The sequence below is a fragment of the Stenotrophomonas sp. 96582_Sma genome (assembly GCF_056480905.1).
This window is the reverse complement of the sequence record NZ_CM151122.1, coordinates 1,289,595-1,302,921: the sequence shown is the minus strand read 5'-3', so window position 1 is coordinate 1,302,921 and position 13,327 is coordinate 1,289,595. Positions and strand designations below refer to the sequence as shown.

General features: G+C 66.7%; 16 protein-coding genes. 3 read left to right on the top strand and 13 right to left on the bottom strand.

Annotation, left to right across the window (positions count from 1 at the left end):
* Window positions 1-154 precede the first annotated feature (154 nt).
* Together ACZK2R_RS06025 and ACZK2R_RS06020 are read left to right on the top strand one after the other, a co-directional pair.
* Entirely contained in the window at window positions 155-1,798 is a 1,644-nt protein-coding gene (locus ACZK2R_RS06025) for a catalase (protein WP_049399631.1), read from the top strand.
* 108 nt (window positions 1,799-1,906) lie between these two features.
* Window positions 1,907-2,509: a DUF937 domain-containing protein gene (locus ACZK2R_RS06020; RefSeq protein ID WP_049424483.1), complete on the top strand. Its 603-nt coding sequence runs from the start codon at window positions 1,907-1,909 to the stop codon at window positions 2,507-2,509.
* 72 nt (window positions 2,510-2,581) lie between these two features.
* Here the strand turns inward: ACZK2R_RS06020 and ACZK2R_RS06015 are convergent, their stop codons facing one another.
* The 3 genes from ACZK2R_RS06015 to ACZK2R_RS06005 all read right to left on the bottom strand — a co-directional run bounded on the left by ACZK2R_RS06015 (window position 2,582) and on the right by ACZK2R_RS06005 (window position 4,539).
* Entirely contained in the window at window positions 2,582-3,769 is a 1,188-nt protein-coding gene (locus tag ACZK2R_RS06015) for a glycoside hydrolase family 5 protein (protein WP_032127549.1), read from the bottom strand.
* A 113-nt stretch (window positions 3,770-3,882) separates the two neighbouring features.
* On the bottom strand, window positions 3,883-4,290 hold the full coding sequence (locus ACZK2R_RS06010; RefSeq protein WP_005408603.1) for an RNA-binding S4 domain-containing protein: 408 nt from the start codon (window positions 4,288-4,290) through the stop codon (window positions 3,883-3,885).
* Window positions 4,291-4,299: 9 nt separating this feature from the next.
* Complete coding sequence (locus tag ACZK2R_RS06005; protein ID WP_125894513.1) at window positions 4,300-4,539, bottom strand: hypothetical protein; 240 nt, start codon at window positions 4,537-4,539, stop codon at window positions 4,300-4,302.
* 62 nt (window positions 4,540-4,601) lie between these two features.
* On the opposite strand from ACZK2R_RS06005, the gene ACZK2R_RS06000 reads away from it, so the two are divergent.
* The gene (locus tag ACZK2R_RS06000; RefSeq protein ID WP_125894515.1) at window positions 4,602-6,062 is read left to right on the top strand and encodes an MATE family efflux transporter; all 1,461 of its coding nucleotides are present in this window, start codon (window positions 4,602-4,604) and stop codon (window positions 6,060-6,062) included.
* Between the two features lie 116 nt (window positions 6,063-6,178).
* Here ACZK2R_RS06000 and ACZK2R_RS05995 read toward each other — a convergent pair whose 3' ends face one another.
* The 10 genes from ACZK2R_RS05995 to ffh all read right to left on the bottom strand — a co-directional run bounded on the left by ACZK2R_RS05995 (window position 6,179) and on the right by ffh (window position 13,261).
* Entirely contained in the window at window positions 6,179-6,589 is a 411-nt protein-coding gene (locus tag ACZK2R_RS05995) for a DUF1801 domain-containing protein (protein WP_125894517.1), read from the bottom strand.
* Between the two features lie 38 nt (window positions 6,590-6,627).
* Window positions 6,628-7,062, bottom strand: coding sequence for a DUF1801 domain-containing protein (locus tag ACZK2R_RS05990; protein ID WP_125894519.1), 435 nt, complete (start codon window positions 7,060-7,062; stop codon window positions 6,628-6,630).
* A gap of 79 nt (window positions 7,063-7,141) precedes the next feature.
* A complete protein-coding gene (locus tag ACZK2R_RS05985) occupies window positions 7,142-7,522 on the bottom strand; it encodes a DUF6404 family protein (RefSeq protein ID WP_125894521.1) in 381 nt (126 codons plus the stop codon).
* A gap of 82 nt (window positions 7,523-7,604) precedes the next feature.
* Entirely contained in the window at window positions 7,605-8,006 is a 402-nt protein-coding gene (gene rplS, locus ACZK2R_RS05980) for a 50S ribosomal protein L19 (protein ID WP_005408597.1), read from the bottom strand.
* Window positions 8,007-8,160: 154 nt separating this feature from the next.
* Window positions 8,161-8,919, bottom strand: coding sequence for a tRNA (guanosine(37)-N1)-methyltransferase TrmD (trmD, locus tag ACZK2R_RS05975; RefSeq protein ID WP_125894523.1), 759 nt, complete (start codon window positions 8,917-8,919; stop codon window positions 8,161-8,163).
* 8 nt (window positions 8,920-8,927) lie between these two features.
* Window positions 8,928-9,440 (bottom strand): ribosome maturation factor RimM, encoded by a 513-nt coding sequence (rimM, locus tag ACZK2R_RS05970; RefSeq protein WP_010483256.1) that lies wholly within the window; start codon window positions 9,438-9,440, stop codon window positions 8,928-8,930.
* 44 nt (window positions 9,441-9,484) lie between these two features.
* Window positions 9,485-9,745: a 30S ribosomal protein S16 gene (rpsP, locus tag ACZK2R_RS05965; protein ID WP_005415733.1), complete on the bottom strand. Its 261-nt coding sequence runs from the start codon at window positions 9,743-9,745 to the stop codon at window positions 9,485-9,487.
* Window positions 9,746-9,876: 131 nt separating this feature from the next.
* Window positions 9,877-10,659 (bottom strand): aminotransferase class IV family protein, encoded by a 783-nt coding sequence (locus tag ACZK2R_RS05960; protein ID WP_125894525.1) that lies wholly within the window; start codon window positions 10,657-10,659, stop codon window positions 9,877-9,879.
* The gene (locus tag ACZK2R_RS05955) at window positions 10,656-11,738 is read right to left on the bottom strand and encodes an NAD(P)H-dependent flavin oxidoreductase (protein ID WP_049424473.1); all 1,083 of its coding nucleotides are present in this window, start codon (window positions 11,736-11,738) and stop codon (window positions 10,656-10,658) included. Before ACZK2R_RS05955 ends, ACZK2R_RS05960 begins: the two co-directional genes overlap by 4 nt.
* Window positions 11,739-11,884: 146 nt before the next feature.
* Entirely contained in the window at window positions 11,885-13,261 is a 1,377-nt protein-coding gene (gene ffh / locus ACZK2R_RS05950; protein WP_005408591.1) for a signal recognition particle protein, read from the bottom strand.
* Between the last annotated feature and the right edge of the window lie 66 nt (window positions 13,262-13,327).

Sequence of the window (13,327 nt, the reverse complement as noted above, 5' to 3'; positions counted from 1 at the left end):
GCCTGTTGAAAGACTGTGCAAATCCGATTCTGCGTTTCAATTGACAGAATCTATCAACCTGAATGGATCATTCGATTATTCATTTCATCTGGCCATAGCTAAAGTCGAGTGAAGATGTTTCTCCCACGTCTTCACCGCCACCAGGAGCCAGCCGATGAGCCAGTCCGACAACAACAACGCCAAGTGCCCGTATCACACCGCCCCGTCGCCGGAGCAGGGCGCCGAGCAGCAGCGCGAGCTGAGCACCACGCCCAAGCAGAAGCACGGCGATGATCCGGTCACGCCGATGACCACGGCCTTCGGCGCACCGGTGGTGGACAACCAGAACAGCAAGACCGCCGGCCCGCGTGGCCCGCTGCTGATGGAAGACGTGTGGCTGCTGGAAAAGCTGGCCAACCTCAACCGCGAGATCATTCCCGAGCGCCGCATGCATGCCAAGGGCTCGGGCGCGTTCGGCACCTTCACCGTCACCCACGACATCAGCAAGTACACCCGCGCCAAGCTGTTCGAGAAGGTCGGCAAGCAGACCGAGATGTTCGCCCGCTTCACCACGGTGGCCGGCGAGCGTGGCGCCGCCGACGCCGAACGTGACATCCGCGGCTTCGCGCTGAAGTTCTACACCGAAGAAGGCAACTGGGACCTGGTCGGCAACAACACCCCGGTGTTCTTCCTGCGCGACCCGCGCAAGTTCGCCGACCTCAACAAGGCCGTGAAGCGCGACCCGCACACCAACCTGCGCAGCGCGCGCAACAACTGGGATTTCTGGACGCTGCTGCCCGAAGCCCTGCTGCAGGTGACCGTGGTGATGAGCGACCGCGGCATTCCGCGCAGCTTCCGCCACATGCACGGTTTCGGCTCGCACACCTACAGCTTCACCAACGCCGACAGCGAACGCTTCTGGGTGAAGTTCCACTTCGTCAGCCAGCAGGGCATCGAATCGCTGACCGACGCGCAAGCGCAGATCCTGGTCGGCCATGACCGCGAAAGCCACGGCCGCGACCTGTTCGCCGCGATCGAGAAGGGCGACTTCCCGAAGTGGAAGCTGTTCATCCAGGTCATGCCGGAGCTGGACGCGGAAACCTACCGCGTGCATCCGTTCGACCTGACCAAGGTGTGGCCGAAGAGCGACTACCCGCTGATCGAAGTGGGCCAGTTCGAACTGAACCGCAACCCGGTCAACTGGTACCAGGACGTGGAGCAGTCGGCGTTCGCACCGAGCAACCTGGTGCCGGGCATCGGCCCGTCGCCGGACAAGATGCTGCAGGCGCGCCTGTTCGCCTATTCCGATGCGCAGCGCTACCGCCTGGGCGTGAACCATCACCAGATTCCGGTGAACGCAGCGCGCTGCCCGGTGCACAGCAACCACCGCGACGGTGCGATGCGCGTGGACGGCAACTACGGCGGTCTGCCGCACTACGAACCGAACAGCTACGGCCAGTGGCAGGAACAGCCGCAGTACCGCGAACCGCCGATGAAGATCCGCGGCGACGCCGACTTCTGGAATTTCCGTGAGGACGACGCCGACTACTTCAGCCAGCCCGGTGCGCTGTTCCGCAGCTACAACCAGGCACAGAAGGACCGCCTGTTCGCCAACACCGCCCGCGCCCTGGGCGATGCGCCGGACTTCATCAAGCAGCGCCACATCGACAACTGCAGCAAGGCCGACCCGGCCTACGGTGCCGGTGTTGCCGCGGCGCTGAAGGCGCTGGCCAGCCAGCCGTCGGATCCGTTCAAGCCGGCGCAGCCGGAAGCGGACTTCCCCACCGCCACCCCGGGCGCTGAAGACATCGAGCTCTGATCGCCCTTCCCCGTGAACGGCACGCCGCCTCCCCGTGAGGCGGCGTCGCCGTTTTAACGGTCCGCGTCGTACCTTCTGCACGCCCAACCCCAATCAAGGATTCCGCAGATGAGCCTGACCGATGAACTTCTCGCCAAATTGCAGGGCGCCCCGCTGCAGCAGGTGTCGCAGCAGCTCGGCATCAGCGATACCCAGGCTTCCGGCGCGATCAGTGCCGCGCTGCCGGTGCTGATGGGCGCGCTGGGCAACAACGCCTCGCAGCCGCAGGGCGCGCAGGCCCTGCTCGGCGCCTTGCAGAACAACCACAGCGGCCTGGACCTGGGCAGCGTGCTCGGCTCGGTACTGGGTGGTGGTGGCGGTGGTGCCGCCAGCGACGGTGCCGGCATCCTCGGCCACATCTTCGGCGGCAGCCAGCAGAAGGTGGAGACCGGCCTGGCCCAGGCCACCCAGCTCGACAGCGGCCGCACCAGCCAGCTGCTGCAGATTCTTGCCCCGATCGTGATGGCCTTCCTCGCCCAGCGTCTCGGCGGCGGCCAGGCCGATGCCGGCTCGCTCAGCCAGGCCCTGGGCCAGGAAAAGCAGCAGGTGCAGCAACAGGGCGGTCTTGCCGGTGGCCTGCTCGGCAGCCTGCTGGACCAGGATGGTGATGGTCAGCTGGGCGTGGGCGATCTGCTCAAGCTGGGCGGCAATCTGCTCGGCGGCAAGCGCTGAGGGAAAGCCTGGCCGGACATGGGCCGGCGCTACCGGCATCGCCATGGGTAGCGCCGGGCCATGCCCGGCGGCTTACCGGTTGCCCGCCTTCAAACGCTGCAGGATCGGTGCGAACAGGGGCGCCTGCATCGAACGCGGCGGCTCGACATGGCCGCCCTTTTCCTGCGCCTGCCAGTACGACCACGGCAGCGGCTTGTCGCCCAGTTCGTAGTCCATGCCGTCCCAGCCATCCTCGCGGAAGGCGTAGAAGGCCCAGTGCACCTTGTCCTGCTCCAGCACCTGCAGCACATCCTGCAGGTAGCGGCTGCAGTCCGGCCACCGCCGCATGCAGCCGAATTCGGCCACCACCATGCGGTTGGCACCGACGCCATGCGAGGCGGCCCACGTCATCGGCTGCTGCAGGTAACGGCGTACACGCGCCGCATCCCAATGCTCGCTGCCTGCACCGAACGGCACCTGCGCCGGATAGCGCCAGGGTTTGGCACGCGTCTGGTTCGGTGCACTGGTTGCTGCATACGGCTCGTACATGTGCACGCTGTACAGCAGCTTCGAATCCGCCAGCGGTGCCGGCCAGTAGTTGAAACCGTCGGCGGCGGCATACCAGCCCGCATCCAGCATCAGCGGCATCGCGGTGTCGACCTCGCGGATGCTGGCGATCAGTTCCGAGTAGAAGCGGCGCAGATCGCGTGGGCCGTCCTGCACACCGGCATACCACCGCTGCATCGCCTCAGTGGACGCATGCTCGGCCAGGCCTGCACCGTACTCGGGCACCGGCTCATTGATGAGGTTGTAGGCGGCCAAGGCAGGATGACCCTTCAGCGCCGTGGCCAGGTCATGCCAGAAGCGACGGGCCGGCACATGGTTGTCGAAGGACTGCCACAGGCGCTGGTCGACCACATCGCCGTTGTGCTGCTTCCAGCGCAGCAACGGCAGCGACAGCGGCGTCAGCACCACTTTCAGTCCGGCCGCATCGGCGTCATCCAGCACCCGCCGCAGCGTGGCCAGATCGGCCGGAACCAGTCCGCGATAGTCATCGGCGTTGCCGATCAGGAAGTCACGACCGCCCTGCCCCTTCCACTTGTCCGGCACCAGCCGCACCCAGGTCGCACCGGTCGCACGCAGCGCCTCGAAGTATTTCCGGTCCGGAGGCGACATGTTCATGCTGTTGCCACCGCGTTGCGGAACGTCCCAGAAGGTGATGTCGGCAGCGTGCAGTGGCGCAGCAGCAAGCAGGGACAGGCATAACAGCAGACGACGCATGGGCAGGCCTTCGATAGGTGAAAAACCAGCCTGCCCAGCGCAATCCGAACGTACCGTGACCGGCGCCTTGTTTCGCACCGCGATAGGAACAATCCGTTGGAATCAGGATTTCGCTAGAGCGCGTCGATGTCACCCAAGGCCCGGATCAAACGCCGCGCGCGCTTGTCCGGCTTGTGTTCCGGCGGCTGGAAACCATCGCGTGCCGCGATGCGCAGTGCACGCTGTTCGGCACGGCGCGCCTTCGAAGCCTCGCTCTCGGCGTACAGCTGCTGTGCCGTTGGCGCCGGCCCGCGCTGGTCGCTCAGGCCCAGCACCTGGATCTCGAAATGCTCCTCGCCGCGGTCGACCTGCAGCTGCTCACCCACGCGCACCGCGCGCGAGGACTTCGGGCGCTGCCCGGCCACGCTGACCTTGCCGGTCTCGATGGCCTGCTTGGCCAGGCTGCGGGTCTTGAAGAAACGGGCCGCCCACAGCCAGATGTCCAGGCGGACACTGGGCGACAGCGGGGAAAGCTCGGTCATCGGCAGGGACTACTCCGTTCGCTTGTTCAGGGGACGCGGGTTGTCGGGGTCGGTGCGGCAGCCGCTGCCCCCGATCAGGGTGGGAACGCCGGCGGAAAGATCCTGGCGCTGGCTGCCGACCAGGCACTCGGCGCGGTCGGTTGGCCGCACCTGGGTATCGCCCAGCCGGTCACTTGTCGAACATGCGGCCAGCGCGGCGCCGATCAAGGCCAGCGCCAGCCTTCGCTTCACCTGCAGTCGTTGATGCATTGCCACATCCTGCAAACCGGCTTGGTGCTAGTGTGCGCCTCCCGGGATTCGATCACCACTCCATGGCCAAAGCGCCGCTTGACCTGACCTCCGGCCCGATCGGCCGCAATCTCCTGTTGTTTTCCCTGCCGATCCTGGCCGGCAACATCGCGCAGTCGCTGAACGGTTCGGTGAATGCGGTCTGGGTCGGGCGCTTCCTCGGCGAGGCGGCACTGACCGCCACCGCGAACGCCAACAACATCATGTTCTTCCTGATCGGCTCGGTGTTCGGCTTCGGCATGGCCTCGACCATCCTGATCGGCCAGGCGATCGGTGCGCGCGACATCGCGCAGGCACGGCGCGTGGTCGGTACCAGCGCCACCTTCTTCATCGGCCTGTCGGTGATCATCGCCATCGCCGGCTGGTTCATGGCCCATCCGCTGCTGGCGGCGATGGGCACGCCGGCCGCCTCGCTGCCGCTGGCCGAGGCCTACCTGCAGATCATCTTCCTGGCGATGCCGACGCTGTACGCGTTCGCCTTCCTCACCGCCGCGCTGCGCGGTGCCGGTGATTCACGCACGCCGTTCCGTTTCCTGATGGTGTCGGTGGCGCTGGACATCGTGCTGAACCCGGTGCTGATCTTCGGCATGGGGCCGTTCCCGGCGCTGGGCATTGCCGGTTCGGCCTGGGCCACGCTGGTCGCGCAGACGCTGTCGCTGGCCGGCCTGCTGCTGTACATGCGGCACAAGCGCCACACCCTGTGGCTGGGCCGCGCCGACATGCGCCTGTTCAAGCTCGACCTGACCATCCTCAAGGCGCTGGTCATCAAGGGCGTGCCGATGGGCCTGCAGATGGTGCTGATCTCGCTGTCGGTGATCCTGCTGATGACCATGGTCAACCAGTACGGCACCGACACCGGCGCCGGTTACGGCGCTGCCCTGCAGCTGTGGAACTACCTGCAGATGCCGGCGATGGCGATCGGTGCGGCGTGTTCTTCGATGGCGGCACAGAACGTCGGTGCGCAGCGCTGGGATCGCGTGCGCGGCACCGCGCGCCAGGGCGTGCTGTTCAACTTCCTGTTGACCGGCGCGCTGATCCTGCCGCTGGTGGTGTTCGATCGCCAGCTGCTGGCACTGTTCCTGCCACCGGCCAGCCAGGCGCTGGACATCGCCCGCCACCTCAACCACGTGGTGATCGGCTCGTTCCTGTTCTTCGGCGTCAGCTTCGTGATCTCCGGCGTGGTTCGCTCCACCGGCGCAGTGATTCCGCCGCTGCTGATCCTGGCCGGTTCGCTGTGGGGCGTACGCGTGCCGTTCGCCGAACTGCTGCAGCCGTACTGGGGCGCCGATGCGATCTGGTGGAGCTTCCCGGTCAGCTCGCTGGTGTCGATGCTGCTGTCGCTGGCCTATTACCGCTGGGGCGGCTGGCGCAAGGCGAAGATGATGGGCAAGCCCTCGCACGCCGAGGAACTGGCCACGCCGTCGGAGATTCCGGCCTGCCCGCCGTCGCCGGTGGCCGACCCGGATACCGCGCCACTGCGGTAGTGCCGGCCGCTGGCCGGCAACCTCATGGGCCGTTCAATGCGCGGTACTGCCGGCCGCTGGCCGGCAACCTCAAACTCCTCCGGAAGCATCGCGCAACAGCCGGCCAGCGGCCGGCTCTACCGTTTCTTCTTTTTGGCAACGTTGAACGTGGCCGCCGCGCGCAGCAGTGCCTTCAACGCGGCGGCATCCGGCATCGCGCCTTCATGGATGTCGATCGCACGTCGCGTGTTGCCGTCCAGGCTGGCGTTGAACAGACCCTTCGGATCGGCCAACGCCGCACCGTTGGCAAAGGTCAGCTTCACCGCCTGTTTGTAGGTTTCGCCGGTGCACAGGATGCCGTTGTGCTCCCACACCGGTGTACCGCGCCACTTCCAGGTTTCCTGCACGTCCGGCAGCGCCTCGTGGATCAAGGCACGCACGCGTGCCAGCGCCTCGCCACGCCAGTCGCCCAGCTCGGCGATGCGTGCATCGATCAGTTCAGCGGCCGGGGTTCCGGCATCGGCAGGGTTCGGTGCATGCGTGGCCATCAGCGGTTCTCGTCGGCAGGGAGATCGGAACGATGCACTTACATGCGCTCGCCGGGCAATGCCGCGGCCTGGCGCACCCAGTCGAGGAACTGCGCCTCATCCAACGCACCCTCCTGCTGGATGTGCAGGTAGCGCGTATCGGCACTCCTGGACGGCTCGGGCGGCACCGGCTTCAGCGCAGCGCCGCGGAAGAACGCCACCTTGATGTAGCGGGTGAAGCAGTGGAAGCTGAGAAACCAGCCTTCGCCCGGCGCAACCGCATACATCGGCGAATTCCACTTCACTGCCTTGTGCACACCGGGTACAGCCTGTTCGATCAGCGCGTCCAGCTGTGCTCCGATCGGCCGCTTCCAGTCCGGCATCGCCGCGATATAGGCCTGCACCGGCGCATCGCCTTCGCCCTTGGCGATCTGCGGGTTGCCGCCTGACAACAGCGCGGGCGCGGTGGAAGGTGCGGTTCGCTTGGCAGGCATCGCACGGCACGTCCATCGGGATGAAACCGCAGCCTAGCGCGGCCTGTCCCCAACGGTCACGGCGCAGTGCGCCATCGGCTCAGTCCGCTTGCCGCGCCCGGAACTGCTGCCAGTCCGGCAGCTTGCGGTGGCGGCGCAGCGAGCGCATCAAGGCCGCCATCACCACGCCGAACAGCGCACCGGCCACCAGGCCGGCCGCCAGCAGCAGGGCCAGCGGGCGTTCACTGCCCTGCCACAGCATCAGCCACATCAGCGCGGTCCAGAACAGCCCGAACAGCAGGCCCTGCACCAGCGCATTGGTGCCGAAGCCGGCCAGGATCGGCGGTGGCAGTGCGATGCCCATGCGCCACAGCACACGATGCAGCAGCGGTGCCGACTGCACGCGCGCCAGCCCTTTTCCGTCGAGGAAGCGCAGCGCCGACTGGATCACGGCGGGGTAGCGCGGGTTGATGTCGTTCATCACCTGATCGTGGCCGATGCGATACCGGAAACGCAAACGGCCACCCGAAGGTGGCCGTCGCGGCAACAACCGAAGTTGTTTATCAGGCCTTTTCGGCCAGACGGGCAGCCTTGGCGGCAGCAGCGGCAGCCAGGTCTTCCTTGATGCGGGCAGCCTTGCCTTCCAGGCCACGCAGGTAGTACAGCTTGCCGGCGCGGACCTTACCACGACGCTTCACTTCGACCGAGTCGATGATGGCGCTGTGGGTCTGGAAAACGCGCTCGACGCCGTAGCCGTGCGAGATCTTGCGGACGGTGAACGAGGAGTTCAGGCCGGCGTTCTTGGTGGCGATGACAACGCCTTCGTAGGCCTGCACGCGCTCGCGGCTGCCTTCCTTCACCTTCACGTTGACGACAACGGTGTCGCCCTGGCTGAACTTCGGCAGTTCACGGGTGATCTGGGCGGATTCGAATTCCGCGACGATGGACTTGTTCAGCTTGCTCATGGGTTACACCGATTCTTGTTCGGGTGGGCGTGTCGTATCGACAACGTAGGCTCATGCAGTCACCGGACTGTGCTGCACGTTTGTTTTGGGTACTGCGCGCGCCGGCCGGGGCCGACGGGAATTGGCCATGATAGCCGATAACGCCAGCCCTGCGCTAGGGGCTGGCCTTGTGTTTCTGGGCCTGACGGCCCTGCTCCAGCAGCTTGCGGTCGGACTTGCCCAGCGCCTGTTCATCCAGCAGGTCCGGGCGCCGCTGGGCGGTACGGACCAGCGACTGCTGGCGGCGCCAGGCCGCGATGGCCGCGTGGTTGCCCGAGCGCAGCACGTCCGGCACATCACCCAGCGGGTGCTGGGCCGGCTGGCTGTAATGCGGGCAGTCGAGCAGGCCGAGGTCGCCCTCGAAGCTGTCCTGCGCCGCCGATTCCGCGTCGTTCAGGGCACCGTCCTGCAGGCGGGCCACGGCGTCGATGATCACCGCCGCGCCCAGCTCGCCACCGGACAGCACGTAGTCGCCGAGGGAAATCTCCTCGTCGACATTGGCCTCCAGGAAACGCTCGTCGATGCCTTCGTAGCGGCCACAGAGCAGGACCATGCGCGGCAGTGCCGCCAATTCCCGCACCTTGGCCTGGGTCAACGGCGCCCCCTGCGGGCTGAGGTAGATCACCCGCGCCGGGGTCGGATCAGCATCACGGATCGCCTGCAGGCAGGCCTGCAGCGGCTCGATCAGCATCACCATGCCCGGGCCACCACCGAACGGACGGTCGTCCACCCGGCGGTAGTTGCCTTCGGCGTAATCACGGGGATTCCAGCCATGCAGGCTGAACAGGCCCTTCTCCTGCGCGCGCCCGACCACGCCCAGTCCAGCGGACTGGGCGAGGAACTCGGGGAACAGGGTGATGACGTCGAAACGCATGCTCACACTCAGAACTCGGGATCCCAGTCGACCACGACCAGGTTGGCCTCGAAGTCGACCGACTTGACGAAGTCCGGCTGCACGAACGGAATCATCCGTTCGCGGTCACCACGGACCACCACCACGTCGTTGGCGCCGGTGCTGAACAGGTGCGAGACCTGGCCCAGGGCAACGCCCTCGGTGGTCTTCACGTCCAGGCCTTCCAGGTCCACCCAGTAATACTCATCGGGCTTCGGCGGCGGCAACGCACTGCGGGCCACGTAGATCTCGGTGCCGTGCATCGCTTCAACGGTATCGCGGTCCTCGACGCCGGGGAAACGGGCGACCAGGTGCTTGCCGCTGTCGCGGCCGCGTACACCTTCAATCGTGGTTTCCACGCCGGACGGGCTGCGCACGATCCACGGCTGGTAACGGAAAATGGCGGAACGTGGCTCGGTCCAGGACTCGAGCTTGATCTCGCCGCGCACACCAAAAGCGCCGACAACCCTGCCCAGCAGGATGCGGCGCTCGATATCTTTCATCTGCTTCAACCAAGAGGGCCACGCCGAAGCGTGGCCCGTCAGGATCAGGCCGCAGCGGCCTGGGACTTGGTCGCTTCCTTGATCAGGTTGCGGACCTTGTCGGTCGGCTGGGCGCCGTTCTTGACCCAATGGTCAACGCGGGCCAGGTCCAGCTCGATGCGCTTCTCGGCGCCCTGGGCGACCGGGTTGTAGAAGCCAACGCGCTCGATGTTGCGGCCGTCGCGCGCGCTGCGCACGTCGGTGACGATGATGTGGTAGAACGGACGCTTCTTGGCGCCGCCGCGGGTCAGTCGAATCTTGACCATGGTGTTTTTCCTATTGCCCAGTCGCCAGGATGGCGAGGTAAGCGGGCGATTATAGCGGCAGAGCCCGGCCGAGCCAACCCCAAGGATGGCCTACCTTCACGGTAGCGCCGGGCCATGCCCGGCGGGGGTTTTCACCCCAATCTGTCCCAAGCCACCGCCGCCAGCACTGCCCTGCCCTGTTCAGCCAGTGCCTGCGAACCCGGCAGGACATGCCCGTCGATGGCGTCCAGCGCCCATAGGCCGCTGGCGTTGCAGGCAAAAGCGGCCTTCACGCTATCCAGTTCAGCCAGTGCCAACGGCCGCGTCAGCTGTGCCCCCTGCCAATGCTGCTTCAACAACGTCTCGGCAGTACCGCGCAGGGCCGGCGCCTGTGGCCAGAGCAGGCGCTCACCATCGTGCACGGCCAGGTTCCAGGTGCTGCCTTCACTCATCACGCCATCAGCGGTCACGAACAGCACATCGTCGAACCCTTCCGCCATCGCCGCACGGCGCTCGGCAAACAGGCCGAAGGTGCCGACGTGCTTGATCTGCGGCAGTTCGCGCTGCCACACCACGCTGCGCACCCGCTTCGGTGCGGTCAGCGCCACCGGCGCGGACACCGCCACCAGCACGTCCACCGGTACGGCCGCCAGCGGATTGCGGAAATCGAAGCGGCGCGAGTACACCGTCACCCGCAGCGAGGCATCGGCCAGGCCAGCCTGCTGCAGCGCCTGCGCCATCCAGCCCTGCACCTGCGCCGCATCCAGTTCGCTGCCGAACAGTTCGCGCGTGGCCTGCGACAGCCGCGCCAGATGCAGGTCCAGTCCCTGCACGGCGTGACCGCGCACCTGCAGCGAGGTGAAGTGGCCATAGTTGACCAGCGCAGGCAGCAGATCCTCCACCTGCACCGGTTGGCCGTTGCAGGTCACCGTCATCGCAGCAGCGCCTGCGCCTGTTCCCACATGCCGCGCAATACGTCGGCGGCCGGCTGTGCCGGGGCCATCCACGCCGACTGCCCGGCCCAGGCCTGCATCGCTGCCAGACGATTTTCCTGCACGGCCTGCCTGCGCATCGGCGCGGTCAGGCCGCGCTGCACCGGGTACGGGCGTGGCGCCGGTGCGCCTTCCGCAGCGGCGGCGCGCACATAGGGTGTCGCCAGGCCACGGCCCAGGCGGCCGCTGAAGGCGCGGGTCGGCCAGGTATCTTCGGGTTCGCTGGCCGCCAATCCATCGGCCCACGCTGAAGCGATCGCCGCTTCGGGCGTGCGCAGGAAGGCAGTGCCGATCTGCACGGCACTGGCCCCCAGGGTGAGTGCGGCAGCAATGCCACGGCCATCGGCGATGCCACCGGCGGCGATCACCGGAATCTGCAGGTGATCGGCCAGGCGCGGCAACAACGCAAACAGGCCGACCAACTGACGCTCGGCCATCGCCGGATCGAACGCGCCGCGATGGCCACCGGCTTCCACGCCCTGTGCCACCACCGCGTCGGCACCGGCGTCCTGTGCCGCACGCGCTTCGGACAAGGTGGTCGCACAGGCGATCCAGGCAATGCCGGCATCCTTCAACTGCTGTACGTGGCGCGGCAGCAGCACGCCCATGATGGTCGAGGCCACCGCCGGGCGCGCCGCCAGCAGTGCGGCGAACTGTTCTTCGAAGTCGGCGGGCGTGGCATCGGCGGCGCTGGCCGGCACGTCCGGACCCCACTGCGCGAGGAAGGCGCGGCTGGCGGCTTCAGCGGCGACATCACGGGTCGGTGCCGGGTCCGGCACCCACAGGTTCACCTGTGCGGGGCCCGTCGAGGCAGCGCGGAAGTCATCCATCCAGTGGCCGATATCGGCCGATGACGACAGCACTGCGCCCATCGCCCCCATGCTGCCGGCATTGGCCAGCGCAGCCGACAACGGCACCGGGCAGGCGCCGGCCATCGGGGCCAGCAGGATCGGAACGGATACGCCAAAGCGCCGGCAGAACGCCTCGACGCGGGAAGATACAGATACAGCGGAACTCTGCATGACGGCCCATCGTTTCGGACAGGCCCCCATGGTGCGCGCAGGACAGGGGTGGCGTCGAGCTTGCTCGACTCTACCTCGACCCGGGCACCGGCAGAAAAGTAGTCGAGCATGGCTCGACTCTACAAAAAAAGCCGGTGTTCAACGCATCAACGGAACGGCATGCCGCGGCCGCCCATGGCACCCATCATGCCCTTCATGCTGCGCAACATGCCCTTCATGCCGCCGCCGGCCATCTTGCTCATCATCTTTTCCATCTGCATGTACTGCTTCATCAGCTTGTTGACGTCGGCGGGGGTCACGCCCGAGCCCTTGGCGATGCGCGCGCGGCGCGAGCCGTTGAGCAGGTTCGGGTTGCGCCGTTCCTTCTTGGTCATCGAGCTGATGATGGCGATCATGCGCGGCACTTCCTTGCCCTGGCTGACCTGCTGCTTCAGATGGTCGGGGATGTTGCCCAGGCCCGGCAGCTTGTCCATCAGGCCGCCGATGCCGCCCATGTTCTGCATCTGCTCCAGCTGGTCACGCATGTCGTTCAGGTCGAACTTCTTGCCCTTGGCGACCTTCTCGGCCAGCTTGGCGGCCTTGTCCTTGTCGACCTGCTGCTCGACCTGCTCGACCAGCGACAGCACGTCGCCCATGTCGAGGATGCGGCTGGCGATACGGTCCGGGTGGAATACGTCCAGGCCCTCCGGCTTCTCGCTGACACCGACGAACTTGATCGGCTTGCCGGTGATGTAGCGCACGCTCAGCGCGGCACCGCCACGGGCGTCACCGTCGGTCTTGGTCAGCACCACGCCGGTCAGCGGCAGGGCGTCGCCGAAGGCCTTGGCGGTGTTGGCCGCGTCCTGGCCGGTCATGGCGTCGACCACGAACAGGGTTTCGGCCGGATTCACCGCCGCGTGCAGGGCCTTGATCTCGGCCATCATTGCTTCGTCGATGGCCAGGCGGCCGGCGGTATCGACCAGCAGCACGTCGACGAACGACTTGCGCGCATCGTCGATGGCGGCGCGGACGATGGCTTCCGGCTTCTGGTCGGCGCTGGACGGGAAGAACAGCACGCCGACCTGCTCGGCCAGGGTCTTCAGCTGCTCGATCGCGGCCGGACGGTAGACGTCGGCCGAGACCACCATCACCTTCTTCTTGCGCTTTTCCTTCAGGTGCTTGGCCAGCTTGCCCACCGTGGTGGTCTTGCCGGCGCCCTGCAGGCCCGCCATCAGGATGATGGCCGGAGCGGGCACATTGAGGTTCAGGTCGCTGGCTTCGGCGCCCATCACCGCGGTCAGCTCGTCGCGCACGACCTTGATCAGGGCCTGGCCTGGGGTCAGCGACTTCAGCACTTCCTGGCCGACCGCGCGCACCTTGATGCGCTCGATCAGGGCCTGCACCACCGGCAGCGCAACGTCGGCTTCGAGCAGCGCGATGCGGACCTCACGGGTGGCCTCGCGGATGTTCTCCTCGGTCAGGCGGCCGCGGCCACGCAGGCGCTCGATGGTGCCGGAAAGGCGCTGGGTCAGTGACTCGAACATGCGGCGCAACCTGTCTGAAAGCGGGGGACAATAAGGCAGACAGTATAACGGGTCCGCTCCCCTCTC

What these genes read in the sequence shown, in the direction of transcription:
- ACZK2R_RS06025 (WP_049399631.1), top strand. Translation starts at nt 155, where the DNA reads ATGAGCCAGTCCGACAACAACAACGCCAAGTGCCCGTATCACACCGCC.
- ACZK2R_RS06020 (WP_049424483.1), top strand. Translation starts at nt 1,907, where the DNA reads ATGAGCCTGACCGATGAACTTCTCGCCAAATTGCAGGGCGCCCCGCTG.
- ACZK2R_RS06015 (WP_032127549.1), bottom strand. Translation starts at nt 3,769, where the DNA reads ATGCGTCGTCTGCTGTTATGCCTGTCCCTGCTTGCTGCTGCGCCACTG.
- ACZK2R_RS06010 (WP_005408603.1), bottom strand. Translation starts at nt 4,290, where the DNA reads ATGACCGAGCTTTCCCCGCTGTCGCCCAGTGTCCGCCTGGACATCTGG.
- ACZK2R_RS06005 (WP_125894513.1), bottom strand. Translation starts at nt 4,539, where the DNA reads ATGCATCAACGACTGCAGGTGAAGCGAAGGCTGGCGCTGGCCTTGATC.
- ACZK2R_RS06000 (WP_125894515.1), top strand. Translation starts at nt 4,602, where the DNA reads ATGGCCAAAGCGCCGCTTGACCTGACCTCCGGCCCGATCGGCCGCAAT.
- ACZK2R_RS05995 (WP_125894517.1), bottom strand. Translation starts at nt 6,589, where the DNA reads ATGGCCACGCATGCACCGAACCCTGCCGATGCCGGAACCCCGGCCGCT.
- ACZK2R_RS05990 (WP_125894519.1), bottom strand. Translation starts at nt 7,062, where the DNA reads ATGCCTGCCAAGCGAACCGCACCTTCCACCGCGCCCGCGCTGTTGTCA.
- ACZK2R_RS05985 (WP_125894521.1), bottom strand. Translation starts at nt 7,522, where the DNA reads ATGAACGACATCAACCCGCGCTACCCCGCCGTGATCCAGTCGGCGCTG.
- rplS (WP_005408597.1), bottom strand. Translation starts at nt 8,006, where the DNA reads ATGAGCAAGCTGAACAAGTCCATCGTCGCGGAATTCGAATCCGCCCAG.
- trmD (WP_125894523.1), bottom strand. Translation starts at nt 8,919, where the DNA reads ATGCGTTTCGACGTCATCACCCTGTTCCCCGAGTTCCTCGCCCAGTCC.
- rimM (WP_010483256.1), bottom strand. Translation starts at nt 9,440, where the DNA reads ATGAAAGATATCGAGCGCCGCATCCTGCTGGGCAGGGTTGTCGGCGCT.
- rpsP (WP_005415733.1), bottom strand. Translation starts at nt 9,745, where the DNA reads ATGGTCAAGATTCGACTGACCCGCGGCGGCGCCAAGAAGCGTCCGTTC.
- ACZK2R_RS05960 (WP_125894525.1), bottom strand. Translation starts at nt 10,659, where the DNA reads ATGACGGTGACCTGCAACGGCCAACCGGTGCAGGTGGAGGATCTGCTG.
- ACZK2R_RS05955 (WP_049424473.1), bottom strand. Translation starts at nt 11,738, where the DNA reads ATGCAGAGTTCCGCTGTATCTGTATCTTCCCGCGTCGAGGCGTTCTGC.
- ffh (WP_005408591.1), bottom strand. Translation starts at nt 13,261, where the DNA reads ATGTTCGAGTCACTGACCCAGCGCCTTTCCGGCACCATCGAGCGCCTG.